25 protein-coding genes are annotated in these 24,054 nt (G+C 64.6%); 7 read left to right on the top strand and 18 right to left on the bottom strand.

Annotated features, from left to right (window positions below):
- Positions 1-58: 58 nt before the first annotated feature.
- The 4 genes from ACTXG5_RS09025 to ACTXG5_RS09010 all read right to left on the bottom strand — a co-directional run bounded on the left by ACTXG5_RS09025 (position 59) and on the right by ACTXG5_RS09010 (position 3,267).
- Positions 59-367, bottom strand: a complete 309-nt coding sequence (locus ACTXG5_RS09025; RefSeq protein WP_445163338.1) for a hypothetical protein — start codon at positions 365-367, stop codon at positions 59-61.
- A 79-nt stretch (positions 368-446) separates the two neighbouring features.
- Positions 447-1,505 (bottom strand): 4-hydroxy-2-oxovalerate aldolase, encoded by a 1,059-nt coding sequence (gene dmpG, locus ACTXG5_RS09020; protein WP_445163337.1) that lies wholly within the window; start codon positions 1,503-1,505, stop codon positions 447-449.
- Positions 1,502-2,428: an acetaldehyde dehydrogenase (acetylating) gene (locus ACTXG5_RS09015; RefSeq protein WP_445163336.1), complete on the bottom strand. Its 927-nt coding sequence runs from the start codon at positions 2,426-2,428 to the stop codon at positions 1,502-1,504. The genes dmpG and ACTXG5_RS09015 overlap by 4 nt, the downstream gene beginning before the upstream one ends.
- A 53-nt stretch (positions 2,429-2,481) precedes the next feature.
- Positions 2,482-3,267 (bottom strand): 2-keto-4-pentenoate hydratase, encoded by a 786-nt coding sequence (locus ACTXG5_RS09010; RefSeq protein ID WP_445163335.1) that lies wholly within the window; start codon positions 3,265-3,267, stop codon positions 2,482-2,484.
- Positions 3,268-3,339: 72 nt separating this feature from the next.
- On the opposite strand from ACTXG5_RS09010, the gene kstD reads away from it, so the two are divergent.
- On the top strand, positions 3,340-5,031 hold the full coding sequence (kstD, locus tag ACTXG5_RS09005) for a 3-oxosteroid 1-dehydrogenase (protein WP_445163334.1): 1,692 nt from the start codon (positions 3,340-3,342) through the stop codon (positions 5,029-5,031).
- A 1-nt stretch (position 5,032) separates the two neighbouring features.
- A complete protein-coding gene (locus ACTXG5_RS09000; protein WP_445163333.1) occupies positions 5,033-5,893 on the top strand; it encodes a MaoC/PaaZ C-terminal domain-containing protein in 861 nt (286 codons plus the stop codon).
- Between the two features lie 61 nt (positions 5,894-5,954).
- On the opposite strand, the gene ACTXG5_RS08995 is transcribed toward ACTXG5_RS09000, so the two are convergent.
- The 7 genes from ACTXG5_RS08995 to ACTXG5_RS08965 all read right to left on the bottom strand — a co-directional run bounded on the left by ACTXG5_RS08995 (position 5,955) and on the right by ACTXG5_RS08965 (position 12,849).
- Positions 5,955-6,800 carry a DUF559 domain-containing protein gene (locus ACTXG5_RS08995; protein WP_445163332.1) on the bottom strand — a complete coding sequence of 282 codons (846 nt, stop codon included), beginning with the start codon at positions 6,798-6,800 and terminating at the stop codon, positions 5,955-5,957.
- A 111-nt stretch (positions 6,801-6,911) separates the two neighbouring features.
- On the bottom strand, positions 6,912-8,081 hold the full coding sequence (locus ACTXG5_RS08990; RefSeq protein ID WP_445163331.1) for a lipid-transfer protein: 1,170 nt from the start codon (positions 8,079-8,081) through the stop codon (positions 6,912-6,914).
- Complete coding sequence (locus ACTXG5_RS08985; protein ID WP_445163330.1) at positions 8,081-8,482, bottom strand: MaoC family dehydratase; 402 nt, start codon at positions 8,480-8,482, stop codon at positions 8,081-8,083. The genes ACTXG5_RS08990 and ACTXG5_RS08985 overlap by 1 nt, the downstream gene beginning before the upstream one ends.
- A complete protein-coding gene (locus tag ACTXG5_RS08980) occupies positions 8,479-9,435 on the bottom strand; it encodes a bifunctional MaoC family dehydratase N-terminal/OB-fold nucleic acid binding domain-containing protein (RefSeq protein ID WP_445163329.1) in 957 nt (318 codons plus the stop codon). Before ACTXG5_RS08980 ends, ACTXG5_RS08985 begins: the two co-directional genes overlap by 4 nt.
- Positions 9,432-10,595 carry an acyl-CoA dehydrogenase FadE29 gene (fadE29, locus tag ACTXG5_RS08975; protein ID WP_445163328.1) on the bottom strand — a complete coding sequence of 388 codons (1,164 nt, stop codon included), beginning with the start codon at positions 10,593-10,595 and terminating at the stop codon, positions 9,432-9,434. Before fadE29 ends, ACTXG5_RS08980 begins: the two co-directional genes overlap by 4 nt.
- A complete protein-coding gene (locus ACTXG5_RS08970) occupies positions 10,586-11,599 on the bottom strand; it encodes an acyl-CoA dehydrogenase family protein (RefSeq protein WP_445163327.1) in 1,014 nt (337 codons plus the stop codon). The genes fadE29 and ACTXG5_RS08970 overlap by 10 nt, the downstream gene beginning before the upstream one ends.
- On the bottom strand, positions 11,599-12,849 hold the full coding sequence (locus ACTXG5_RS08965; protein WP_445163326.1) for a cytochrome P450: 1,251 nt from the start codon (positions 12,847-12,849) through the stop codon (positions 11,599-11,601). Before ACTXG5_RS08965 ends, ACTXG5_RS08970 begins: the two co-directional genes overlap by 1 nt.
- Before the next feature lie 121 nt (positions 12,850-12,970).
- Here ACTXG5_RS08965 and ACTXG5_RS08960 point away from each other — a divergent pair, with 121 nt between their 5' ends.
- Genes ACTXG5_RS08960 through ACTXG5_RS08950 form a run of 3 tightly spaced genes read left to right on the top strand, consistent with a single transcriptional unit; the run spans position 12,971 to position 14,988 of the window.
- Positions 12,971-14,134, top strand: coding sequence for a steroid 3-ketoacyl-CoA thiolase (locus ACTXG5_RS08960; RefSeq protein WP_445163325.1), 1,164 nt, complete (start codon positions 12,971-12,973; stop codon positions 14,132-14,134).
- 8 nt (positions 14,135-14,142) lie between these two features.
- Positions 14,143-14,529 (top strand): hypothetical protein, encoded by a 387-nt coding sequence (locus tag ACTXG5_RS08955; protein WP_445163324.1) that lies wholly within the window; start codon positions 14,143-14,145, stop codon positions 14,527-14,529.
- Between the two features lie 9 nt (positions 14,530-14,538).
- Positions 14,539-14,988, top strand: a complete 450-nt coding sequence (locus tag ACTXG5_RS08950; protein ID WP_445163323.1) for a nitroreductase family deazaflavin-dependent oxidoreductase — start codon at positions 14,539-14,541, stop codon at positions 14,986-14,988.
- A 14-nt stretch (positions 14,989-15,002) separates the two neighbouring features.
- On the opposite strand, the gene ACTXG5_RS08945 is transcribed toward ACTXG5_RS08950, so the two are convergent.
- The 4 genes from ACTXG5_RS08945 to ACTXG5_RS08930 form a co-directional block, all read right to left on the bottom strand.
- Positions 15,003-16,520 (bottom strand): SulP family inorganic anion transporter, encoded by a 1,518-nt coding sequence (locus ACTXG5_RS08945; RefSeq protein WP_445163322.1) that lies wholly within the window; start codon positions 16,518-16,520, stop codon positions 15,003-15,005.
- A gap of 63 nt (positions 16,521-16,583) precedes the next feature.
- A complete protein-coding gene (locus ACTXG5_RS08940; protein WP_445163321.1) occupies positions 16,584-17,339 on the bottom strand; it encodes an ABC transporter ATP-binding protein in 756 nt (251 codons plus the stop codon).
- Positions 17,336-18,211, bottom strand: coding sequence for an ABC transporter permease (locus ACTXG5_RS08935; protein WP_445164333.1), 876 nt, complete (start codon positions 18,209-18,211; stop codon positions 17,336-17,338). The genes ACTXG5_RS08940 and ACTXG5_RS08935 overlap by 4 nt, the downstream gene beginning before the upstream one ends.
- Before the next feature lie 54 nt (positions 18,212-18,265).
- A complete protein-coding gene (locus ACTXG5_RS08930; RefSeq protein WP_445163320.1) occupies positions 18,266-19,711 on the bottom strand; it encodes an ABC transporter substrate-binding protein in 1,446 nt (481 codons plus the stop codon).
- Between the two features lie 249 nt (positions 19,712-19,960).
- On the opposite strand from ACTXG5_RS08930, the gene ACTXG5_RS08925 reads away from it, so the two are divergent.
- Both ACTXG5_RS08925 and ACTXG5_RS08920 read left to right on the top strand, forming a co-directional pair.
- The gene (locus tag ACTXG5_RS08925) at positions 19,961-20,356 is read left to right on the top strand and encodes a YidH family protein (protein ID WP_445164332.1); all 396 of its coding nucleotides are present in this window, start codon (positions 19,961-19,963) and stop codon (positions 20,354-20,356) included.
- Positions 20,356-20,700 carry a DUF202 domain-containing protein gene (locus ACTXG5_RS08920; RefSeq protein ID WP_445163319.1) on the top strand — a complete coding sequence of 115 codons (345 nt, stop codon included), beginning with the start codon at positions 20,356-20,358 and terminating at the stop codon, positions 20,698-20,700. Before ACTXG5_RS08925 ends, ACTXG5_RS08920 begins: the two co-directional genes overlap by 1 nt.
- Before the next feature lie 97 nt (positions 20,701-20,797).
- On the opposite strand, the gene ACTXG5_RS08915 is transcribed toward ACTXG5_RS08920, so the two are convergent.
- The 3 genes from ACTXG5_RS08915 to ACTXG5_RS08905 form a co-directional block, all read right to left on the bottom strand.
- The gene (locus ACTXG5_RS08915) at positions 20,798-22,150 is read right to left on the bottom strand and encodes an arylsulfatase (protein ID WP_445163318.1); all 1,353 of its coding nucleotides are present in this window, start codon (positions 22,148-22,150) and stop codon (positions 20,798-20,800) included.
- 56 nt (positions 22,151-22,206) lie between these two features.
- On the bottom strand, positions 22,207-22,911 hold the full coding sequence (locus tag ACTXG5_RS08910) for a GntR family transcriptional regulator (protein ID WP_445164331.1): 705 nt from the start codon (positions 22,909-22,911) through the stop codon (positions 22,207-22,209).
- 245 nt (positions 22,912-23,156) lie between these two features.
- Complete coding sequence (locus tag ACTXG5_RS08905) at positions 23,157-24,032, bottom strand: formylglycine-generating enzyme family protein (protein ID WP_445163317.1); 876 nt, start codon at positions 24,030-24,032, stop codon at positions 23,157-23,159.
- Positions 24,033-24,054 lie beyond the last annotated feature (22 nt).

The following is a 24,054-nucleotide window of genomic DNA, read 5'->3' as shown; positions in this document are numbered from 1 at the left end:
CGTCAATGGCGAACATTCCCGCGCGTCGCCGCTGCCGTTTGCTAACGAGGCCCGCTCGCTAGGAGGTGCACTGCTGGGACAGGTCGATCAGGTGCTGCCGGACATCCGGATGCCGACTCAGGTAGTCCATGACGTTGGGGCCGCCGCCCTCCGCCTGAGACTTGGCGGACAGCGACGCCTTGACGTCGGGATGCCGGGTTAGGTACGCGTTGATGGAATCACCGACGGTCTGATTGCAGGGATCAGCATTGGCTGTGCCCGCCACGGGCAGCGCGATCACCGTCGCGGCGGTTGCAGTCAGTAGCCCCCCGGCGAGCAGGCCGTACAGCCTGCGGCCAGGGCGGCCGCGTGTGTTGGATGTGCTCATGCGGGCCAGGTTACCCGCGCCAGCTATGCCCGGGCTGTGCCCTGACTGTGTTCGAGAGCAGCCTGCAATAGCAGCGGAATCAGGGCGTTACCGCGGCACCGCTGTCCCGCTCACGCTTGATCTCCAGCGCGATGTCGATGAGCTGGTCTTCCTGGCCGCCGATCAGTTTGCGCTGGCCGGCGCGGTGCAACAGCTCGTGAGCCGGGACGCCATAGCGCTCGCCCTGACGCACGGCGTGCTTGAGGAAGCTCGAGTAGACCCCGGAGTACCCCATGATCAGCGCGTTGCGGTCGAGTATGCATTCGGCGGGCATGGCCGGGCGCACCACGTCCTCGGCGGCATCGGCGATATCGAAGAAATCGATACCCGTCTTGACGCCGATCTTGTCGAACACCCCGATCAGCGCCTCGACCGGCGCGTTACCCGCGCCCGCACCGAACCGGCGCACGCTGCCGTCGATCTGCTTGGCACCCGCGCGCACCGCCTCGACCGAATTGGCCACGCCGAGTCCGAGGTTCTCGTGCCCGTGGAAGCCGACCTGAGCGTCGTCGCCGAGTTCGGCGATCAGGGCCGAGACGCGGTCGGCCACGCCGTCGAGCACCAGGGCGCCGGCGGAGTCCACGACGTAGACGCACTGGCAGCCGGCATCGGCCATGATGCGGGCCTGGGCGGCCAGTTTCTCCGGCGGAATGGTGTGCGCCATCATCAAAAACCCGACGGTTTCCAGGCCCAGCTCGCGGGCCAGACCGAAGTGCTGGATCGAAACGTCGGCTTCGGTGCAATGCGTGGCGATCCGGCAGATCGACCCGCCGTTGTCCTGTGCCTCTTTGATGTCCTCTTTGGTGCCGACGCCGGGCAGCATCAGAAACGCGATCTTGGCTTCTTTTGCCGTCTCGGCCGCGAGTTTGATCAGCTCTTGCTCGGGGGTTTTGGAGAAGCCGTAGTTGAACGATGAGCCGCCCAGCCCGTCGCCGTGGGTCACCTCGATCACCGGCACCCCGGCCGCGTCGAGAGCCGAGACGATCGCCTGGACCTCATCCTTGGTGAATTGGTGGCGTTTGTGGTGTGAGCCGTCGCGCAGCGACGTGTCCGTGATCCGGATGTCCCAGACCGGGTTGAAGAAGATGTCGGTGGTCATCGCGTTCCTCCTGCGACCGACAGCGTCTCTTTGGCGATTTCCTCGCCAACCTTGGTGGCCGCCGCGGTCATGATGTCCAGATTGCCCGCGTACGGCGGCAGGTAATCGCCGGCTCCCTCGACCTCGACGAACGTCGTGACCAGCGCCTGCCCACCGGAGTGCATCGACGGTTCGTCGAATTGCGGCTCGTTGAGCAGCCGGTATCCGGGGACGTAGGTCTGCACCTCGGCCACCACGTCGTGGATGGATTTGGCGATCGCATCGCGGTCGGCGTCCTCGGGGATGCCACAGAAGATGGTGTCGCGCATGATCATCGGCGGATCGGCCGGGTTCAGGATGATGATCGCCTTGCCGCGTGCGGCCCCACCGATGGTCTCGACGCCCTTGCTGGTGGTCTTGGTGAACTCGTCGATATTCGCCCTGGTACCCGGGCCGGCGGACACCGACGCCACCGACGCCACGATCTCGGCGTAGGGCACTCCCCCTTTGTCGACCAACGCGCGACTGACCGCGTACACGATCGGGATGGTCGCCTGGCCGCCACAGGTGATCATGTTGACGTTCGGCGCATCCAGATGCGCGCGCAGGTTCGCCGGCGGAATGACCGCCGGGCCCACCGCGGCCGGCGTCAGGTCGATGGCGCGGATCCCGGCAGCCTCGTACTTGGGTGCCGCGTCCCGGTGCACGTAGGCGCTGGTCGCCTCGAACACCAGGTCGGGCTTTTCGGACTGAGCCAGCAACCAGTCGACGCCTTCGTGGGTGGTCTCCAAACCCAGCTTGCGGGCCCGTGCCAGGCCTTCGCTCTCGGGGTCGATGCCCACCATCCAGCGCGGTTCCAGCCACTCGGACCGCAGTAGTTTGTAAAGCAAGTCGGTGCTGATATTTCCCGACCCGACAATCGCCACACTCGCCTTTGACGGCATGATGCTCCTTTTCGAAGCCTCTCAATATTGACTAATTCAAAAGTAATGCGAGCCTATTCGAACGACAAATGGACCGAACCCAGCCCCGTGAAGTCGGCGACGAACTCATCACCGGCGCGGGCGTCGATCGCTCTGGTGCACGATCCGGGAAGCACCACGTCACCTTTTCGCAGCCGTACTCCGAAACTCTCGACCTTGCGGGCCAGCCAGGCCACCGCGGTCACCGGGTTTCCCAATACGGCGTCGCTGCGGCCCTCGGCGATGACCTCGCCGTTGCGCGTGAGGACCGCGTCGATCGTCTTCACATCGATGTCGCCCGGCGACACCCTGGCCTTACCCAGCACGAAACCCGCCGAAGAGGCGTTATCGGCGATGGTGTCGCACAGCGCGATCTTCCAGTCGGCGATCCTGGTGTCGATCAACTCGATCGAGGGCACCAAGGCTTCGGTGGCCGCCAGCACGTCATCTTCGGTGCAGCCGGCGCCCGGCAGGTCGGCGGACAGGATGAAGCCCACTTCGACCTCCACCCGCGGGTACAGGTATCTGCCCGCCGGGACCGGGGTGTCCTCGAACACCTGCATCTCGTCGAGAAGATGCCCGTAGTCCGGCTCGTCGACCCCCATCATCTGCTGCATCGCTTTGCTCGACAGGCCCACCTTGTGGCCCAGTACCCGGGCGCCCTCGGCGATCCGCTGCCGGATGTTGATCAGCTGGATCTCATAGGCGTCGACGACGTCGATATCCGGGTGAGCGGACGTCAGCGGGGCGATCGGCTCACGGCTGCGCTCGGCTTGGGCCAGGTCGGCAGCCAGCTCGTCGCGGATCGCCACACTGAGCATTTACCGAAGTCCCCTCGTTCGTTTGACCGGGCCGGTAGCGCCCAGCCTGGGCAATTCTATAACGTGTTCTACATGACAGCGCAGGAGTACGACGTCGTCGTGGTCGGAAGCGGCGCAGCCGGCATGGTTGCTGCCCTGGCTGCCGCGCACCGGGGCCTTTCGACAGTAGTCATCGAAAAGGCCCCGCATTTCGGCGGCTCCACTGCGCGGTCGGGCGGCGGCGTCTGGATTCCGAACAACGAGGTCCTCAAGCGCGACGGCGTGCGCGACACTGCTGAGGCGGCCCGCACCTACCTGCACGGGATCGTCGGCAATGTCGTCCCGCCGGAGCGCATCGACACCTACCTCGACCGCGGTCCCGAGATGCTGTCGTTCGTGCTGAAGCACACGCCATTGAAGATGTGCTGGGTGCCGCGTTACTCCGACTACTACCCGGAGGCGCCGGGCGGCCGCGCGGAGGGGCGTTCGATCGAGCCCAAGCCGTTCAATGCGCGCAAGCTCGGTCCCGACGAGTCCGGGCTGGAGCCGGCCTACGGCAAAGTGCCGCTCAACGTCGTTGTGATGCAGCAGGACTACGTGCGACTGAACATGCTGAAGCGGCACCCGCGGGGAGTGCTGCGCAGCTTGAAGGTCGGCGCCCGCACCATGTGGGCGAAGGCCACCGGCAAGAACCTCGTCGGCATGGGCCGGGCCCTGATTGGGCCGTTACGGCTCGGGCTGCAGCGGGCCGGCGTTCCGGTTACGCTGAACACCGCGCTTACCGACCTGTACGTCGAGGACGGCGTCGTGCGCGGGGTTTATGTCCACGACACCGGCGCACCGGAATCCGCTGAGCCGCAGCTGGTCCGGGCCCGCCGTGGGGTGATCCTGGCTTCGGGCGGTTTCGAACGAAACGAGCAGATGCGGGTTAAATACCAGCGCGCCCCGATCACCGCCGAATGGACCGTCGGCGCCAAGGCGAACACCGGCGACGGCATTATCGCGGGTGAAAAGCTCGGTGCCGCATTGGATGTCATGGAGGACGCCTGGTGGGGCCCGACGGTGCCGCTGGTCGGCGCACCGTGGTTCGCGTTGTCGGAGCGCAACTCGCCGGGGTCGATCATCGTGAACATGTCCGGGAAGCGGTTCATGAACGAATCGATGCCTTACGTCGAGGCCTGCCACCACATGTATGGCGGCGACCACGGCCAGGGACCGGGTCCGGGTGAGAACATCCCGGCGTGGCTGGTCTTCGACCAGCAGTATCGCGACCGCTACATCTTCGCGGGACTGCAACCCGGACAGCGTATTCCGCGCAAATGGATGGAGTCCGGCGTCATCATCCGGGCCGACACGCTCGAGGAGTTGGCCGACACCGCCGGCCTGCCGGTCGCCGAGTTCACCGCAACCGTGGCGCGGTTCAACGGCTTCGCCCGCTCGGGTGTCGACGAGGACTTCCACCGCGGTGAGAGCGCCTACGACAGGTATTACGGCGACCCCACCAACAAGCCCAATCCGAATCTCGGCGAGCTCAGCCATGGACCGTATTACGCCGCCAAGATGGTGCCCGGCGATCTGGGTACCAAGGGCGGCATCCGTACCGATGTCCACGGCCGGGCGCTGCGTGACGACGGCAGCATCATCGACGGCCTTTACGCCGCGGGCAACGTCAGCGCACCGGTGATGGGGCACACCTATCCGGGTCCGGGCGGCACGATTGGACCGGCGATGACCTTCGGATACCTCGCCGCGCTGCACATTGCCGATCAGGCCGGGAGGAACTGATATGCCGATCGATGTGGAAGTGGCGCTGGCCGCTGAGCTTGAACCCCTCGAATTCTCTTGGAGCAGCAGCGATATCCAGCTCTACCATCTTGGGCTGGGCGCCGGGAAAGACCCGATGGATCAGCGCGAGTTGCGCTACCTGATCGACGACACCCCGCAGGTGCTGCCGACGTTCGGCAATGTCGCGGCCTCCTTTCACATGACCAAGCCGCCGACGGTCCAGTTCCCCGGCATCGACATCGAGCTGAGCAAGGTGCTGCACGCCAGTGAGCGGATCGAAGTGCCCTCGCCGCTACCACCGTCGGGTTCCGCCACGGCGGTCACCCGGTTCACGGATATCTGGGACAAGGGCAAGGCCGCGGTGATCTGGAGCGAGACGACGGCGACCGCGCCGGACGGCACCCTGTTGTGGACGCAGCGGCGGTCGATCTTCGCTCGCGGTGAAGGCGGATTCGGCGGCGAGCGCGGGCCGTCATCGTCGGACGGTGCACCCGACCGGGCTCCAGACCTCGAGGTCGACGTGCCGATCCTGCCGCAACAGGCACTGCTGTATCGGCTGTGCGGCGATCGCAATCCATTGCATTCGGATCCCGAATTCGCTGCTGCCGCAGGATTTTCCCGGCCGATTCTGCATGGCCTGTGCACCTATGGCATGACGTGTAAGGCGATCACCGACGCGCTGCTGGACGGCGACGCGACAGCTGTGGCCGCCTATGGCGCGCGCTTTGCCGGTGTCGCGTATCCCGGTGAGACGTTGCAAGTCAACGTGTGGAAGGAAGATGGCCGTTTCCTGGCCAGCGTTGTCGCGCCGTCGCGGGACAACGCCGTGGTGCTCAGCGGCGTCGAGCTCGTCCCCGCCTAGGCGTCGGCCATTCTTTGCGCCGAGTGTGCGGCCAGCCGCACATTCGCGGCCCAGGGTGCGGCTAGCCGCACACTCGCCGGGCGAATGCCGCACGCACGCGGTGAATGATATCGGCGGGCGGGTCCCCCGCGACCACTCGAATCACGATCCAGCCGATTCGCTCCAGCATCTCCAATCGCCTCACGTCCCAGGTGTATTGCCGACGATCACGGCGGTGCTGCTCACCGTCGTACTCGACGGCGACTCTGACGTCCTCCCAGCCCATGTCGAGATACGCGATCGCATTGCCGAATTCGTTCAGCACCGGAATCTGTGTCTGCGGCCGCGGCAGGCCCGCCTGGATCAAGATGACCCGCAGCCAAGACTCCTTGGGTGACTGAGCGCCCGCATCGAACAGGTCCGCAGCTTGGCGTGCCCGCGCGATGAACCTGCGCCCGGCATATCTGCCAGCGAGCAGCTCGACATCGGCCGCTTTGATTTCCGTTGCTCTTGCCAGCGCGTCGATAGCCGCGACAGCAGTCGTGGTTGGGTACCAACAGCCGAAGTCCAATGCCGTCCTGACTGGCGAGGTGATTGGCATACCGGCAGTCATCTCGATCTCGTCGTCCGCGATCACGTCTCGATGCGTCTGGATTCCTGGCGCGCTGCGCCGATTGTCGTGAATCAGGTCAACGACGGGCGCGTCACCGGCCCACTTGCTGCCATGCAGAGCGGCCGCGGCGAAGCCCGCGATCACACCTCGGCGCCGAGTCCATAGCCATCCGGCCTTTGCCCGCGATTCGGCATCGACGCCGACACCACGTTGCACGTAGACGTCCGGAAACAGTCGGCGGCACCGCGACGCCAACTGGGCCTTGGTCAATATGCCGGTGGCGATGGCCTCGCTACCGATGAACGGTTCTCGCACGACGGCAGCGTCTCAGGCTGCGCGGACGCCGTCACTTCAGCCGTGCACAGATCGCCGAGTGCGCGGCAGGCCGCACGCTCGGCGGAAAGGAAAAGGAAGGAGGGCGGAGAGCTAGCCGAGGATCAGGCCGGAGGTGGGCACGCCGGTTCCGGCGGTGACGAGTACGTGCTCGACGTCGGGCACTGGGTTCACCGAGGTGCCCCGCAGTTGCCGTACACCCTCCGCGATGCCGTTCATGCCGTGGATGTAGGCCTCGCCGAGTTGACCGCCATGTGTGTTGATGGGCAGCCGTCCGCCAATCTCGACAGCACCGTCGGCAATGAAATCCTTGGCTTCACCCTTGCCGCAGAAACCCAACTCCTCCAACTGAATCAGGGTGAACGGTGTGAAGTGGTCGTAGATCACGGCGGTCTGGATATCGGCCGGCGAAAGACCCGACTGCTGCCACAGCTGCTGACCCACCACACCCATTTCGGGCAGGCCCAGTTCGGGGCGGTAGTAGCTGACCATCGTGTACTGGTCGGGGCTGGAGCCCTGCGACGCCGCCTCGATGACCGCGGGGCGTTGCTTGAGATCCTTCGCCCGCTCCACCGACGTCACCACAATCGCGACCGCGCCGTCGGTCTCCTGGCAGCAGTCCAGCAGCCGCAGCGGCTCGGCAATCCACCGCGAATTCTGGTGTTCCTCAATCGTTATCGGCTTCTCGTAAAAGTAAGCCTTGGGGTTCTTGGCGGCGTGCTTGCGATCGGCCACCGAAATGGCACCGAAGTCGCGGCTGGTCGCACCCGACCAGTGCATGTAACGCTGAGCGATCATCGCGACCTGCGCCGCCGGCGTCGACAGCCCATGCGGATACGAGAAGGAATTGTCGGCCGCCGTCGAATCAGCCTGCACGCCAGCACTTCCCGCCAAGCGGGTCTGCACCTGGCCGAACCGCATACCGGACCGCTCGTTGAACGCGCGGTACGCGACCACGACGTCGGCCACACCGGTCGCGACGGCCATCGCCGCGTGCAACACGGTCCCGCACGCGGCACCCCCGCCGTATCCGGTCTGGGCGAAGAACTTCAGGTCCCCGATGCCGGCCGCCCGCGCCACCGCGGTCTCGTTGTTGGTGTCCATCGTGAAGGTGGTCAAGCCATCGACGTCGGAAGGGCTCAGGCCCGCGTCGTCGAGAGCGGCACGCACCGCTTCGGCGGCCAGCCGCAGCTCGCTTCGGCCGGAGTTCTTCGAGAAGTCGGTGGCACCTATGCCGACGATCGCCGCCTTACCCGACAGCATCAATTGTCCCCAATCGTGAGCGTGGCAGTCGCGATGACGTGATCGCCGAGACTGTTGCGGCCGAACACTTTCACCGTGATCAGCCCGTTCTCCACGGCGGTCACCTCACCGGAGAAGGTGATCGTGTCGTAGGCGTACCACGGCACCCCCAGGCGCAGCCCGATCGACTTGATCAGCGCCGACGGCCCGGCCCAGTCGGTGATAAAGCGCTCCACCAGACCGGTGTCGGTGAGGATGTTGACGAAGATGTCCTTGGATCCCTTGGCCTGCGCCTTGTCCCGGTCGTGGTGCACATCCTGGTAGTCCCGGGTCGCAATGGCCGTCGAGATGATGAAGGTGGGGTCGCCGTAGATCTTGAGTTCGGGCAGTGTCGTGCCCACTTCGATGGCCGGTGCGCTCATGCCTCAGGCTCCCAGGCGTACAGTGTCCACTCCGGTCCGGAGTCACCGGCCGGGAAGTCGATATAGGTTGCGTGAACCGGCATTCCGATCGTCACGTCGGCGTGATCGACGTTGCGCAGCTCACCCAGCATGCGTACGCCTTCTTCGAGCTCGACCAAGGCGATGACGAAGGGCAGGGTGCGGCCCGGCACCTTGGGCGCGTGGTGCACCACGAAGCTGTACACCGTGCCCTTGCCGCCGGCGACGAGATAGTCGACCGGCTGTTCCTTGTCCTGCCATACCGCGGGCACCGGCGGATGCTGCAGGGTGCCGTCGGGTCGCCGCTGGATACGCAGTTCGTGTGCCGCGACGCCCTCCCAGAAGAAGGCGGTGTCCCGCGACAACGCGGGGCGCATCATCGCGTCGGAGTCCAGATCTGCGGGCACGGCTGCGGCCCCAACAGCACCGGACTCGCGGGGCTTGAATTTCAGTATGCGCCAAGCCATCTCAGCGACATCCTCGTCACCGACACGCCAGGTGATGTGCTGGTTGATGAACCAGCCCTCGCCGAGCGCGGTCTGCTTCGGTCCGACCACGTCGCGCATCTCGGAGGCGATGCTGACTTGCTCGCCGGGCCGCAGATACCGATGGTAGGTCTGCTCGCAATTGGTGGCCACCACGCCGACGTACCCGGCGCCGTCGAACAGCTCCATCAGCGGACCCATGGGATCGTCGGTTGGACGCTCGCCGCTCAGGCCGAACATGGTCCACACCTGAATCATGGCCGGGGGGGCGACAAGTCCCGGATGTCCGGCCGCGCGGGCGGCGGCCTCATCGGTGTAGATGGGGTTGCGGTCCCCGAGAGCTTCCACCCAGGTCTTGATCGTCGGCTCGTTCACCGGATCCCTGGCGTCGCGTTGCTTGGCGACGACAGTGGACGTGATTTCCGCGATTGACTCCCGGATGTCGGTCATCGAGGCACCCTCGGCACTTTGAGGCCGGCCGCAGCGATCATCTCACGCATCACTTCGTTCACACCTCCACCGAAGGTAATCACCAGATTGCGCTTGGTCTGCGAGTCGAGCCAGTCGAGCAACTCGGCGGTGTCCGATTCGGCCGGGTTGCCATATTTGCCGACGATCTCCTCGGCGAGCCGGCCGATGTACTGAATACTCTCGGTACCAAAGACTTTCGTCGACGCAGCGTCGGCCACGTTGATGTCCTCGCCGGCGGCTGCGACCTGCCAGTTGAGCAGCTCGTTGATCCGCCACATCGAGTAGATCTCGCCGAGTGCGCGCTTGACATCGGAGTGATCGATGGGCGTGACACCATCGCCCCCGGGCTTGGACGCCCACGCGTGCAACCGGTCGTAGATGCCGGCAGTACGGCCCGCCGGGCCGAGCATCACCCGCTCGTTGTTGAGCTGTGTGGTGATCAGCCGCCATCCGCCGTTCTCCTCGCCGACCAGCATGTCGGCGGGAACCCGCACATCGTTGTAGTAGGTGGCGTTGGTGTGGTGGGCGCCATCGGACAGGATGATCGGCGTCCAGGAATAGCCGGGATCCTTGGTGTCGACGATCAGGATCGAAATGCCCTTGTGCTTCACAGCTTCCGGGTCGGTGCGGCAGGCGAGCCAGATGTAGTCGGCATCGTGGGCGCCGGTGGTGAAAACCTTCTGGCCGTTGACGATGTACTCGTCGCCGTGGCGCACGGCCGTGGTGCGCAGCGACGCCAGGTCGGTGCCGGCCTCCGGCTCGGTGTAGCCGATGGCGAAGTGCACCTCGCCGGCCAGAATCGACGGCAGGAATTTCTTCTTCTGCAGCTCGCTGCCGAAGCGCTGCAGGGTCGGGCCGACCGTCTGCAGCGTCACCGCGGGCAGTGGCACGTCGGCCCGATGCGCCTCGTTGACGAAGATCGACTGCTCGATCGGCCCGAAGCCGTGGCCGCCGAACTCCTTTGGCCACCCCACCCCGAGCTTGCCGTCCTGGCCCATCCGCCGGATCACCGCGCGATAGGCCTCGTTGTGACGGTCGGACTCCATCGCTTTCGCCTCGTCAGACGAAATCAGATTCGAAAAGTATTCGCGTAGCTCCGCTTGCAGCTGACGCTGCTCTGGAGTCAGTTCTATGAACATTGCGCTCCCACCAGGTCGAGACGATGAGATGGCCCGCCCAACAGCCGGGTCACGTCCTTGATCGTCGAGTAGTACCGGTGCATCGGGTAGGTGATGTCCATCCCCATGCCGCCGTGCAGGTGGTGGCAGATCTGCATCATCCGCGGGGCCTGCGAAGTGATCCAATACCCGAGCACGTCCAGATCGTCGTCGGCGTCCCGGCCTTCGGACAGGCGCCAGACCACCGACTTCGCCGCCAAATCGATGGTGCGCGAGGCGATGTAGACCTCGGCCAGCTGCGCCGCCACGGTCTGGAAGGTCGACAACGGCTTGCCGAACTGCTTGCGCCCGGCCACGTAATCGGCGGTCAGCCGCAGCGCCCCGGCCACCAGCCCGTCGGTGAAGGCGCCGATCGCCGCCAAGGCCAATTCATTGACCCGGCGCGCGGTGGCGCCAGCCAGCACATCGGTGTCGGGAACCGCGACCGCGGCGAACGTGACCGTGTACTCCTCCGAAGCATTCGACGTCGGCGTGCGAACCAGCTCCACACCATCGGTCTTCGGCGACACCACGACGACGGCAGTGTCGGCCGTCACGATGATCCACTCCGCTTGTTCGGCATAGGCGACACCGACTTTGGTGCCCGACAACCGACCATCGGCGAAGGTGGTGGCGGGCCGGTCGGGCAGCGCGGCACCGGGTTCGTTGAGCGCTGCGGTCAGCACCCCGCCCTTGGCGACGCCGGCCAGGAACCGGTCCTGTTGGTCATCGGATGCCAAATCCACCAACGGCAGAACGCCGAAGCCCAGCGTGGCGAGCGCCGGCGTGATGGCGCCGTGGCGGCCCGCTTCGGTCAGGACCGTGGCGACCTCGGGAAGTCCGACACCGTCGCCGCCGAGGCGTTCGGGCACCGGCAGCGCCGTCACCCCACCTTCGACCAGAGCCTTCCAGGAGTTGTCCCGGTCGAGTACGGACGTGGCCACATCCGCGACAGCTTGTTGTGTCGCAGTGAGATCGAAATCCATCAGGACTTAACCACGCTCTTTCCCGTGTAGTCGACCTGCCAGTGCTTGATGCCGTTGAGCCACCCTGACCGTAGCCGCTCGGGCTCGCCGATCGACTTGAGGTCCGGCATGTGATCGGCGACGGCGTTGAAGATCAGGTTGATGGTCATGCGGGCCAGGTTCGCGCCGATGCAGTAGTGGGCGCCGGTGCCGCCGAACCCGACGTGGGGATTCGGGTCACGCAGGATGTTGAACGAGTGCGGATCTTCGAAGACCTCTTCGTCGAAGTTGGCCGACCGGTAGGACATCACCGCCCGCTGCCCCGTCTTGATCGCTACGCCGTTCAATTCGATGTCCTCATTGGCCGTGCGCTGGAACGCCGATACCGGGGTGGCCCACCGGATGATCTCGTCGGCCGTGGTGACTGGGCGCTCCTTCTTGAAGAGCTCCCATTGATCGGGGTTGTTCGCGAACGCGATCATGCCGTGGGTGATCGAGTTGCGCGTCGTCTCGTTGCCTGCCACCGCGAGCATCACCACGAAGAAGCCGAACTCGTCGTCGGAGAGCTTCTCGCCGTCGATGTCGGCCTCGATCAAGGTCGTGACGATGTCGTCGGTGGGGTTCTTCCCCCGCTCGTCGGCCATAGCCATCGCGTACATGATCAGTTCCATCGACGACTGCGCGGGATCGACGGTGGCGTACTCGGGGTCGGTGCCACCGGTCATCTCGTTGGACCAGCGGAAGAGCTTGTCGCGGTCCTCCTGGGGAACACCGAGCAGGCCCGCGATCGCTTGCAGCGGCAGCTCGCACGAGACCTGTTCGACGAAGTCGCCGGAGCCCTCCGCCGCCGCGGTTTTGGCGATGTTCTCAGCGCGTTCGGCGAGTTCGGCCTCCAGCCGCCCGATGGCCCGCGGCGTGAAGCCGCGCGAGATGATCTTGCGCAGCCGGGTGTGATGCGGTGCGTCCATGTTGAGCATGACGCTGCGCTGCAGCTCGACCTGCTCGCGCTTCATCTCCGGCGGCCAGGTCGGGATGGCGCCGTTCTGCCAGCTCGAGAAGACGTCGCTGCGGCGCGACACCTCCTTGACATCGGCATGCTTGGTGACGAGCCAGTATCCGTCGTCCTCGAAGCCACCCGAGCCACCCGGGATGTCGACCCAGTGAACGGGCTCCGCCTGGCGCAGCTCGGCGAGCTCCGCGACGGGCAGCCCAGCGAGGTTGACATCCGGATCCAGGAAGTCGAAGTCGGCAGGAATGTTGGGGGGTGCCATGTGTATGCGCTCCTCAATTGCAACGTGTTCTAGTTCCAGTAAAACACGACCTCTGCGCAGATAAAAGGCAGGTCACCATCCTCGCTTGTCAGAGTAATGAAACGTGTTCTAGCCTGACGGAATGGGTAACCCTGTCATCGTTGAAGCCACACGTAGCCCCATCGGTAAGCGAAACGGATGGCTGTCCGGTCTGCATGCCACCGAGTTACTGGGGGCCACGCAGAGAGCTGTCGTGGAGAAGGCCGGCATCGACGCCGGCGATGTCGAGCAGGTCATCGGCGGCTGCGTCACGCAGTTCGGCGAGCAGTCCAACAACATCACTCGGGTCAGCTGGCTGGTCGCCGGGTTACCCGAACACGTTGGCGCCGCGACGGTGGACTGCCAGTGCGGCAGCAGCCAACAGGCCAACGGCCTGATCGCCGGCCTGATCGCCGCGGGCGCCATCGACGTCGGCATCGCCTGCGGCATCGAGGCCATGAGCCGGGTCGGCCTCGGCGCCAACGCCGGCCCCGATCGCGGCATCCTGCGCCCCGCGTCGTGGGACATCGATCTGCCCGACCAGTTCACGGCCGCCGAGCGGATCGCCAAGCGTCGCGGCATCACCCGCGAAGACATCGACCAGTTCGGCTTCGACTCGCAACGCAAGGCCAAGCAGGCGTGGGCCGAAGGGCGGTTCGACCGCGAGATCAGCGGCATCGAGGCACCCGTGCTCGACGAGCAGAAGCAGCCCACCAGCGACCGTCACGTCGTCACGCGCGACCAGGGCCTGCGGGACACCACGCTCGAGGGCCTCGCATCGCTCAAGCCCGTGCTGGAGGGTGGGATCCACACCGCGGGAACGTCGTCGCAAATCTCCGACGGCGCGGCAGCAGTCTTGTGGATGGACGAGGACAAGGCCAAGGCACTGGGGCTCAAGCCGCGGGCCCGAATCATCAGCCAGGCGCTGGTCGGTGCGGAGCCCTACTACCACTTGGACGGTCCGGTCCAGTCGACGGCGAAGGTGCTGGAGAAGGCCGGGATGAAGATGGGCGACATCGACCTCGTCGAGATCAATGAGGCGTTTGCGTCGGTGGTGTTGTCCTGGGCGCGGGTGCACGAGGCCGACATGTCCCGGGTGAACGTGAACGGCGGCGCGATCGCCCTCGGACACCCGGTGGGCAGCACCGGGAGCCGGTTGATCACCACCGCGCTGCACGAGCTGGAGCGCACCGATCAGAGCACCGCACTGATCACCATGTGCGCCGGCGGCGCGCTGTCCACCGGCACCATCATCGAGCGGATCTAGCGCAAGCGGTGCTCGTCTCCGAGGAGAGCCGCGTCGCCGCGGCGCAGGCATATATCGATGCGCTTGTCAGCCATCAGGGTGATGGCGTGCCCTTCGCGGTCGGGTGCACCCGGGTCGAGCAGGGGATCAAGAACGGGTTTTCCGGAAACCATCTGCGGCGCGGCCTCAATCGCGGACCCCAGTACCGGCTCCTTGCCGAGACGACGCCGCCGGAGTTTTCGATCACCGGCGACGAGGTGCATGCCGCCTACGCGGTGCTGACCAAGGTGGCGTTCGGCACCCGGCGTCTGGCCGCGCGGGTTGACGAGACATTCGTGATCCCCGCCGAAAGTCCAAGCGGGCAAGCAGAAATCCACCACATCAAGGTTCGGTTTCACCCGTTCATTCAGCGCTAGGGACACGTCATGGAAAAACCAAAATCTCTCAATTCACCTGTGGTCGGCTTCTTCATCAAGTGGATGTCCAAGGGCAATACCTGGATCTACCGGCGCAGCAACGGGAAACTCGGCGGCACTTTCCAGAAGGCTCCGGTCGCGCTGCTGACCACCACCGGCCGCAAGACCGGCGAACCCCGGGTGAGCCCTCTGCTCTATCTGCGCGAGGGCAATCGCGTGCTACTGGTTGCTTCCCGGGGCGGCAGCGACAAGCACCCGCTGTGGTACCTCAACCTCAAGGCCAATCCCAAAGTGACGGTGCAGATTAAAGACGAGGTGCTGCAGTTGCAGGCGCGCGACGCCACCGAAGCGGAGCGCGAAGAGTACTGGCCGAAGTTGGCGGCCATGTATCCGTCATTCGACGACTACAAATCCTGGACCGACCGGGTGATCCCGGTCGTCATCTGCGATCCGAGTTAGGCACTACACACCCTTCAGATTCGCAGCAGACCCGACAGCCTGCCCAGCCGTTCCAGGCTCGCGTTGTCGAGGCCAGTCAGACGAACAGATTTGCCTCGGGACGTGTATTTGTGACGGATCGCGTCGAGGGCGGCCACCGAGGATGCGTCCCAAACGACCGCGCGCGACATGTCGATCACCACATCGTCGGGGTCGTTGGCGTAATCGAATTGGTGGACAAGGTCATTGCTCGACGCGAAGAAGAGTTCGCCACGCACACGATAGGTTCGAGTGCCGGCCTCGGAGTCGCCGCGCCCAGAGGTCGGCTCGACCGACGTGAAGTGAGCTACCCGGCGAACGAAGGCAATAACCGCGGTCAGCACTCCCAAGGACACTCCGACCGCCAGATTGCCGGTGGTTACCGTGCCGGCGACGGTGATGGCCATGATAAGGATTTCGCTGCGCGGCAAGACTTTCAGCGTGCGCAGGGAGATGCTGTGCCAGTCGAAAGTGGCCGCCGACACGACGATCATTACCGCCACCAAGGCGGCCATCGGTATCCGGCCGACCACATCTCCCAGAGAGACGACCAGCACGAAAATGAAGACCCCGGTCAACAGGGTGGACAGTCGAGTCCGTGCACCAGCGACCTTAACGTTCATCATCGTCTGGCCGATCACGGCGCAGCCGCCCATGCCACCGAAGATCCCGGTTATCACGTTGGCCATCCCTTGGCCCCAGGCTTCGCGGGTCTTGTTCGACGGGGTGTCCGTGATGTCGTCCACGAGTTTGGCGGTCATCAGCGATTCGAGGAGTCCGACTAATGCCGCGCCGAACGCGTAAGGCGCGATGGTCTTCAGGGTTTCCAGAGTCAGTGGAACGTGCGGCAAGCCGGGTAGCGGCAGGGAATTAGGCAGTGCCCCTTGATCACCCACGTCAGGCACCCGCCAGCCGAACAGCACCACCGCCGCGGTGAGCAATAGCACAACCACCAGCGGTGCTGGCACGACAGTTGTGAGCTTCGGCAGCATGACCATCACGAGAATGCCGACCACTGTGAGCGGGTAAACCAGCCACGGCACGCCGAGCAGCTGCGGCAACTGCGATACGAAAACGAGAATGGCGAGCGCGTTGACGAATCCGGTCATCACGCTACGCGGGATAAACCGGGTGAGCTTGGCTACGCCCGCAAATGCCAGGGACATCTGGATGATGCCCGCGAGGATGATCGTTGCCACCAAGTACCCCACCCCGTGATCCCGGGCGACCGGGGCGACAACGAGTGCGACTGCGGCGGTGGCGGCGGAGATCATCGCGGGCCGTCCGCCGGCGAACGCGATGGTGATGGCCATGGTGACCGAGGAGAACAGCCCCACCCGGGGATCAACACCGGCAATGACGGAGAACGCGATCGCTTCGGGAATCAGCGCGAGCGCGACGACGAGCCCGGCGAGCACCTCGGTGCGCAGCGTGGCCGCGGAGAGCAGCGGGTATTTAGACAATCTGGTGGCGCCTGCGGCGCGCACGCGGAGGCCAGGCAGGGTGATGCTCATCAAATCTCCTTGATGGGGAAGCGGTTTCGCTTTTAGTCGAAGGACGTGGCGTTGTGTTGGCAATTACGCCGTTTCGGCGTGACGGTGTCCGAGGAACTCGAGGATGGCGTGGCGTCGTCGCTGATATGTCTCTTCGAACTGGGCCTCGGCCGAGCGGGGCGCGTCGATGACGACGATGTCAGCGACGGTCGCCGGCCGATGGCTCAACAGCACCACTCGGTCGGCGAGCAGCAACGCCTCATCGACATCGTGGGTGACAAACAAAATGGTCATTTTCTGGGTCTCCCAGACAGACATCAGCAGCTGCTGCATCTCGCGCCGGGTCTGTGCGTCCAGTGCGCCGAATGGCTCATCCATCAACATAACCCGCGGCTCACAGGCCAACGTTCGCGCCAGTTGCACACGCTGACGCATGCCTCCGGACAGTTGGCTGGGCAGGTGGTCGAGGTACGCGCCGAGGCCGACCTGTTCCAGTCGTGCGGTGGCAGCGGCCCTGAGTTCCTTTCCGCGAATTCCACGTAGCTTGAGTGGATATTGCACGTTCTTCAGCGCGGTACGCCAGGGAAATAACGCGTCCTCTTGGAACACCATCGCGCATTGGGCTGCGTTGCCGGTGACCGGAGCGCCGTCGACCGAGGCGGTGCCACTCAGCGGTGTGAGGAGTCCGGCGAGTGCCCGCAGAATTGTCGACTTGCCGCATCCCGACGGGCCCAGAAAGACGACCACCTCGCCGGGGCAGACGGTCAGGGTGATGTCCGCAGCGACAACATCGTTGAAGCCGAGTTTCAGCTCGTGAAGACTGACCGCGCCGGCGCTCATCTGGTGGCCCTCGGCAACCAATGATTCACCCGGCGACCTACGCGCTCGACGAGCCACGCGGTGGTAAGACCTAGAGCACCAATGGAAATCATGCCGACCACGACACCCGCATAGTCGAGCAGACCGTACGACTGCCAGGTGTAGTACCCGATGCCGAACTGCCCGGAAATCATCTCCGCACTGACCACGCAGATCCAGGCAACGCCCATCGCCACCGACAACCCGGCGAAGATTCCCGGCAAGGCGGCGGGCAATACGACGTGGAACAGCAACGACATCCGGCCCGCGCCCATTGTCCTGGCGGCTTCCTCCCACACCTTCGGCAGCGAATCCACCGCATGGATGGTGCTGACTACCACCGGGAAGAATGCGGCGAAGAAGGTGATGAAGACGATGCCTTGCTCGCTGGAAGGGAACAGCAGGATCGTCAACGGCACCAGCGCGATCGCGGGAATAGGCCGAATCAGCTCGATGAACGGCCTGAACGTCATCCGTGCGATGCCCGAGCGGCCCACCAGGATTCCCACCCCGATACCGATCACCGCCGCCAGGCCGAAACCGAGCAGTATTCGCTGCAGGCTCGCCGACAGGTCGTCGTAGTAGGTGCCATTGCTCAACCGGGCGAGCAATGCCTCCAGCACGGTCGCCGGGGCGGGCATCCGGTTGAACCGCAACCAGGCCACGACGTTATGCGCCGTCAACAGGTGCCACAGCAGGATGAATGCGGCGACCGGCAGAACCGGCAGAACCGCTGCGGCCGCGCGGCGCCAGACCGCGTGGGGTACGCGGACGGTCGGGCGCTGCGGCCGCGACTTTCGTGTCCAACCCGCCGGACCCACAAGCTTTGGCAAGGCGGGTGCGGTCCTGGGCATGGTCTGGGTCATGGATTTCCTTTCCTCGACGGGAAGTTGGCTTCTGGTGACGGGCTAGCCGGCAGCGCGGGACCTGGCGACGGCGGCCGAGTAGGTGATGGCGCTGGCCTGCGGGTGCTGGCGCAGGTAGACGCTTGTACCCTCCGCGGTGGCGAATGGTTTGTACCGCTGAAGCGGTGGCGCTATCGGGTCATACAGCCAGACCGCGTGATCGGCAAAGACCCTGACGGCCGTGAGGGTGTCTGGCACGTACGACGCCCGCACCGATGTCGCGCCGGCGACCCGACGAAGCAAACAGGTTGGGGTCGCGGCTGCCGTGGTCTGGGCGGCGCCCCGCGTCCACAGCTCAGAAGCCTGAGCCGGATCATCGACCGGCAGCTGGCACAGCTCGTCGATCCCGCTTAGCGCTGTCGGGTTGGTGACATCGTCACGGCGTCGCTCGTAGTCGCCGCCGTACAGTTGCCGCAGGTAGCTGTCATTGAGGAAGCTGCTTACCTCGAAGTCCCGATTCACCGAACGACGAGCCACGAGGAAGTCTTTGATCTGCTGAAAGGCGGTCAAGAACTGCCTTTTCAGCGTCATGTCGAACGTGACCAATCCGTTCGGGCCGTTGTAGAGATAAACCACCTCGGGCTCGATTCCCGTGAGCTCACTGACTCGTAGAGCGGCCTTCAACGGGTTGGCGATCATGTAGTCGGTGGTGGCCTTCATCGATCGCATGAACGCCGCCATCACTTCCGGCTGGCCATCGGCGAACTGCCGCCGCACGACGACACCATGGAAGGTGGGTACTTCGTTATCGCCCCCGTCATAGAGCAGTCTGCCCTGATTGCGGAAGACCATCAGTTGGGGCCAGGGAACGAACTGCGCCAGCGCGTCAACCTGTTTGCCTTGGATGGCCGATGCACCCACCGATGGATCCTGATTCACGATATTTACGGAATCGCGGTTTACCCCGTTGTGCTGCAGGGCCGTTGAGAACATTCCATCGCCAGCAGAGCCGAGGCTGGTGGACGTCTTCCTGCCCACTAAGTCGGCAAGCGTGTGCGCCGGGGAATCGGACTGGACGACAACTTGATTCAGCGATCCGCGCAGGTTGTATCCGGTGACAGCAATCATTTCCGTGGCGGCGTCGCTGTACTTCTTGGTCTTGGACCCGTTGGTGAGCAGCGGGTAGTCGCCCATCGATCCGATGTCGACGTGGGTGGCGAGCATTTGCGCCGTCACCGGTGCACCGGATGCGAAGTCTTGCCAGACGACGCGGTACTTCTTGCCGTTGGCCTTGCCCAGCAGGTTGAGAGCGTTCTCGAAATCGCCGCGGTCTCGCAGCAGGGTTCCGGCGTTGACGGTGTTGATCGTCTTTGACTGGTAGCCGACATTGACGACGACAGTCGGCCCACCGAGCAGGCCGCAACCGGTCAGCGACTGTGCCACGCCAACTGCGAGAACAGTCAGCAGGGCTACCAAACGCCGCCGCGGCCAGATGGGACCTTGGTGCATACCGACCAGAGTCGGCGCCTTCTGTTACCTCGTTGTCATCAGAGGTTGCGCACCAGTTACGCCATCCGCGCAATCGAAGGACCGATGGTCAATGCGGCGATCGGCAACATCCCGCCAGGACGACGCATGAGGCCTATCCGGTACGCAGTTTCAAGACGGCTTCAAGACGGCGCAGTGAAGACTTCGTTACGCCACCAGCGACCGCTCTAGCGGCAGGCCAGATATTCGGAAAGTCTTGTGAGCGTGGATATCACGCCCCTAGCGCCCAACAGTTCTCAACCAGGTCAAGCACAACCGCAAGACGGGACTGTCGAGCCAGACTATCGGTTCACCCTGGCCAACGAACGCACATTCCTGGCCTGGCAGCGCACCTCACTCGGCCTACTGGCTGCCGCGGTCGCCGCCGTACAGTTCATGCCCGAGCTGCCGATCCACGGTATGCGCCACACGTTGGGCGCGATGGTCGGCACACTGGCAATGCTGACCGCGGGGACTGGGCTACAGCGATGGGTGCAGGTTGATCGCGCGATCCGGCATGGTCAACCACTTCCGCGGCCGACCACCCCTGTCTATCTCGCCGTGGGTCTCGTCATGATCGGGATGGTCACGGTGGTGGTGACGATCGCCACCACCGGGCACGGCTAATGATCCGCCAACCGTTGGCGCAAGATTGGGGCCTGCAACGCGAACGTACAGCGCTGGCATGGACCCGCACCACGCTGGCTGTAGCGACTTCGGGCGTGCTGATACTTCTCAGGGACCGGAATGTCTTCGATCTTCTGCATGACCCGACTCGTCTTGTCGTAGGCGGCCTGGCCATGGTGGTCGCCGTGGGAGTGTTCGGGCTGGGATTGCGCCGTCGCCGCGAGCTGGCGGTGCGGCCAATACCGTCGTCGGCTACCGCTCGACGGAATATAACGGGCGTTGGAGTTTCCGTAGGTCTCTTGTCAGCGCTGATCGTGGTGTATCTGTCGACGGCACAGCGCTGAAGGTAATTCGGTTGACAACAGACGTTTTCGAGGGCCACGAAGCCGTGACAGAACAGTGCCGCCCCTGCCGTTACGACAGGGGCAGCACTGCCGCTAACTATTCGCTCCGGACGGGAACGAAGCCGAGCGGCGCGCCTGCCGGAATCAACTCCTCCTTCACCGCGCTTTCCTCGAACTGGCGGATGAGGCGCCGCGCGTGTTGCATCACCCACCACCGCACGAACGTTTGATTGACCGCTTCGCGCTCCTTCGGGTCCTCCAGCAGATTGATGATGCGGGCGAAGCCCAGCGGGATCTCCGGGTCATGGAAGTGCTGCTGGCGCTTGAAGCTGATCTTGAACTGTGACCACTTCACCGCGTGCAGCTCCTCGTTGAGCCACACCATGCAGCCCTCCCGTTTGGATTCCTCAGCGCCGCCGAAGAATTCACGCTGATCGATTCCATCGATGATCCGATCGGCTGGCGGTTCACAACCCGCCCACCGCAGCAGGGTTGGGAACATGTCGGTGACGTGCACCATCTCGTTGCTCTCCCGCACCGGGACGTTGCCGGCCCAGCGGATCAGACACGGTGTACGGATGCCACCCTCCGCAGAGGAGAAGTAGGAGCCGTCGAAGAAGCCCGCGGTGCCACGGCCCAGCAGGTGGTCTTCCGGGCCGTTGTCGCCGGCGAAGACCACGATGGTGTTGTCCTCGATGCCCAGTTCGGTCAACGTGTCCAAGATGCTTCCGAAGTCGTGGTCGAGCATCAACAGGGAATCGCCCCAGTCACCATTGGTGCTCTTACCCTTGAACTCTTCGCGGACCACCATCGGGAAGTGCATCAACGAATGGTTGTGATACAGATAGAACGGCTTCCCCGCGTCGACGCTGCGCTGCATGAAAGCCTTTGCTCGCCGGTCGTATTCGCCATCCACCTCGCCTTTGAGCTTGACGGTCAACTGCTGGTCGGTGGTACGGACGCCGGCGTCCTTGGTGCCCTCGTACATATAGGAATAGCCGTCTCGCTCACCGTCGTACCACGGGTCGTCGGGCCAGAGGCATTCGTCGTAAGTGCGTGCGGGACCGTACCATTCGTCGAATCCGTGGTCGGTGGGCCAACGGCCGTCTTCGGCGCCGATGTGCCACTTGCCGTAGCACGCCGTCGCGTAACCGGCTTCGGAGAGGATATCGCCCATCGTGCGTTCCCATGCGACGATGCCGCCGTCGTTGCCGCCCAACGCGATGGTGTGGTTTCCGGAGCGGATTGGGTAGCGCCCTGTCATCAGCGCCGAACGGGTCGGCGTGCATTGCGGCTCGACGACGAAGTGCGACAGCTTGAGTGCTTGACCGGCGAACTTATCGATGCGCGCGGTATCGGCACCGCGCAACATCCCGCCGCCGAAGCAGCCCAATTCGCCGAGCCCGAGATTGTCGACGTGGAAATACACGATGTTGGGTTGTTCGGGCATGGTTGTACTACCTCTCTATCGGTGATCATTACGGGTGAACGGGTGAATGGCGCCGGCTACTTTGACGGCGGATTGGATCCCCTCGCCGCAGTGGTCACCAGCGAGCAGCGGTCACCGCGGTAACGAACGGTCTCCAGGTCGAACGGAGTGCCGTCCTCAAGAAAAGTCAAACGGTGCAACAGCAGCAGCGGCGCACCGGGCCGGATCTGCAGTAACTTGGCCGTGTTCGTGTCGGCAGACACAGACTCGACGGTGATCTCTGCCCAGCCGAGACGCACGCCGAGTTCCTGTTCAATCAAGGCGAATACGTCGTGGCGGTCTAGATTCGCGTCGGTGGGGATGGCTCCGATCCGTAGCGAGGTGGTGTCGAGAGACAGCGGCACGCCGCCGACCGAGCGCAGCCTTTCGATGAACAGAATCGGAGTGTTTTCCGGCAGGTCGAGCTTGGACGCGACGAACGGGGAAGCGATGGACTCGCGTACCGAAAGGACCTCGTTGTCGACTGGGAGCCGGTGACCGGCAAGGGATTCAGCGAGGCCTTCCAGGCGATCGAGACGCTGACTCAGCTTCGCGCCCGTAACGAACGTCCCGGCGCCCTGGACCCGGGTGATCATTCCCTCGCCGCGCAGGAGCTCTAGTGCTTCGCGAATCGCGTTGCGGCTCACCCCGAACTCGGCGGCAAGCTCGGTTTCCGAGGGTAGCGCCGGGCGCGCCGCGGCCAAGCCACCATAGACGCCGTCCAGGATCTGGCCTCGCAGCACGTCTCGGGCCCAGCGTGCGGCATCCGCGCGGCTGCCGGCGTACTCCCGCGTCGCAGGACGCGGAAAGTCCTTGGGCGGGATGTTCGGGCGCCGAGCCATGGTGTCACTGTGCCACCGCCGCGACGCGGTGGCGATAGGCGCAGTGTTACGCCACCTGCCGCTCGGTAAATCCCTAGGCCAGTGGCTAGGCTGCGGCGTAACGGCATCGATTCCGCCACCCCGGCGGCCGCTCGATCACCCGTCGATCAGTTGGCGACGCAGCGAAATCCAATGTGCGTGGTCGCGCTGTCTTGGGACTGCGAGGATCGCGCTGCCGGACGATAGCGGTGGCAGTACTCGGGGGCGCACAGATGCGAACCGCCCTTCAGGGTCTGATTCATCGAGGGGTCGCCGGTCGGCGTCGGGCAGCACTGGGGCGTCTCCTGGACGGGGCGACGCCGGGCGGAGTACGGAGTCCTCGTCCATTCCCAGACGTTGCCGATCATGTCCATGACACCGAATGCGTTGGCGGGAAAGACACCCACCGGCGACGTTCCGACCCAGCCGAGAGCTCCCTCATTCGTGTAGGGGAACTTGCCTTGCCACGTATTAGCCATCAGCCGCCCGCCGCGTCGTACATCGTCGCCCCAGGCGTAGACCGTATCGGCGCCGGCTCTAGCCGCGAATTCCCACTGCGCCTCGGTAGGCAGTCGCCTGTCCGCCCAGGCGGCGTATGCGGCGGCGTCGGGGTAGGCCACCTGAACGACTGGGTGGTCGGCCAGGTTGGCGACCGACGACCCGGGGCCGAAAGGTTGGCTCCAGGATGCCCCCGGCACCCAAATCCACCACTGCCGCCAATCGCGCAGATCGACCGGTCCCGCACTCGGGCGAAACACCAATGCGCCGGGAGATAACTCGTGGGGCGGAACTCCGGGAAAGGCGTCGGGATCCAGCGGCTGCTCCGCCACGGTGACGTAGCCGGTAGCGACGACGAAGTCGGCGAACTGTGCGTTTGTGACCGGATGTTGCTCGATCGAGAACGGTGCGACGGTCATCTCCTGGACGGGCGCTTCTTCGGGATAGAACTGCTCCGATCCCATCCGGAATGAACCGCCTGGGAGGTGGACCAGTTCGGTGAGCATGCTGACAGAATATTCAACTTCG

Source organism: Mycobacterium sp. Dal123C01 (assembly GCF_052566995.1).
Note: the sequence above shows the minus strand (reverse complement) of the source record. Positions and strands in the feature narration are given on the sequence as shown.

Bases quoted from the DNA above. Each gene is read 5' to 3' on its own strand.
- ACTXG5_RS09025 (WP_445163338.1), bottom strand. From the start codon at position 367: ATGAGCACATCCAACACACGCGGCCGCCCTGGCCGCAGGCTGTACGGC.
- dmpG (WP_445163337.1), bottom strand. From the start codon at position 1,505: ATGACCACCGACATCTTCTTCAACCCGGTCTGGGACATCCGGATCACG.
- ACTXG5_RS09015 (WP_445163336.1), bottom strand. From the start codon at position 2,428: ATGCCGTCAAAGGCGAGTGTGGCGATTGTCGGGTCGGGAAATATCAGC.
- ACTXG5_RS09010 (WP_445163335.1), bottom strand. From the start codon at position 3,267: ATGCTCAGTGTGGCGATCCGCGACGAGCTGGCTGCCGACCTGGCCCAA.
- kstD (WP_445163334.1), top strand. From the start codon at position 3,340: ATGACAGCGCAGGAGTACGACGTCGTCGTGGTCGGAAGCGGCGCAGCC.
- ACTXG5_RS09000 (WP_445163333.1), top strand. From the start codon at position 5,033: ATGCCGATCGATGTGGAAGTGGCGCTGGCCGCTGAGCTTGAACCCCTC.
- ACTXG5_RS08990 (WP_445163331.1), bottom strand. From the start codon at position 8,081: ATGCTGTCGGGTAAGGCGGCGATCGTCGGCATAGGTGCCACCGACTTC.
- ACTXG5_RS08985 (WP_445163330.1), bottom strand. From the start codon at position 8,482: ATGAGCGCACCGGCCATCGAAGTGGGCACGACACTGCCCGAACTCAAG.
- ACTXG5_RS08980 (WP_445163329.1), bottom strand. From the start codon at position 9,435: ATGACCGACATCCGGGAGTCAATCGCGGAAATCACGTCCACTGTCGTC.
- fadE29 (WP_445163328.1), bottom strand. From the start codon at position 10,595: ATGTTCATAGAACTGACTCCAGAGCAGCGTCAGCTGCAAGCGGAGCTA.
- ACTXG5_RS08970 (WP_445163327.1), bottom strand. From the start codon at position 11,599: ATGGATTTCGATCTCACTGCGACACAACAAGCTGTCGCGGATGTGGCC.
- ACTXG5_RS08965 (WP_445163326.1), bottom strand. From the start codon at position 12,849: ATGGCACCCCCCAACATTCCTGCCGACTTCGACTTCCTGGATCCGGAT.
- ACTXG5_RS08960 (WP_445163325.1), top strand. From the start codon at position 12,971: ATGGGTAACCCTGTCATCGTTGAAGCCACACGTAGCCCCATCGGTAAG.
- ACTXG5_RS08950 (WP_445163323.1), top strand. From the start codon at position 14,539: ATGGAAAAACCAAAATCTCTCAATTCACCTGTGGTCGGCTTCTTCATC.
- ACTXG5_RS08945 (WP_445163322.1), bottom strand. From the start codon at position 16,520: ATGAGCATCACCCTGCCTGGCCTCCGCGTGCGCGCCGCAGGCGCCACC.
- ACTXG5_RS08940 (WP_445163321.1), bottom strand. From the start codon at position 17,339: ATGAGCGCCGGCGCGGTCAGTCTTCACGAGCTGAAACTCGGCTTCAAC.
- ACTXG5_RS08935 (WP_445164333.1), bottom strand. From the start codon at position 18,211: ATGCCCAGGACCGCACCCGCCTTGCCAAAGCTTGTGGGTCCGGCGGGT.
- ACTXG5_RS08930 (WP_445163320.1), bottom strand. From the start codon at position 19,711: ATGCACCAAGGTCCCATCTGGCCGCGGCGGCGTTTGGTAGCCCTGCTG.
- ACTXG5_RS08920 (WP_445163319.1), top strand. From the start codon at position 20,356: ATGATCCGCCAACCGTTGGCGCAAGATTGGGGCCTGCAACGCGAACGT.
- ACTXG5_RS08915 (WP_445163318.1), bottom strand. From the start codon at position 22,150: ATGCCCGAACAACCCAACATCGTGTATTTCCACGTCGACAATCTCGGG.
- ACTXG5_RS08905 (WP_445163317.1), bottom strand. From the start codon at position 24,032: ATGCTCACCGAACTGGTCCACCTCCCAGGCGGTTCATTCCGGATGGGA.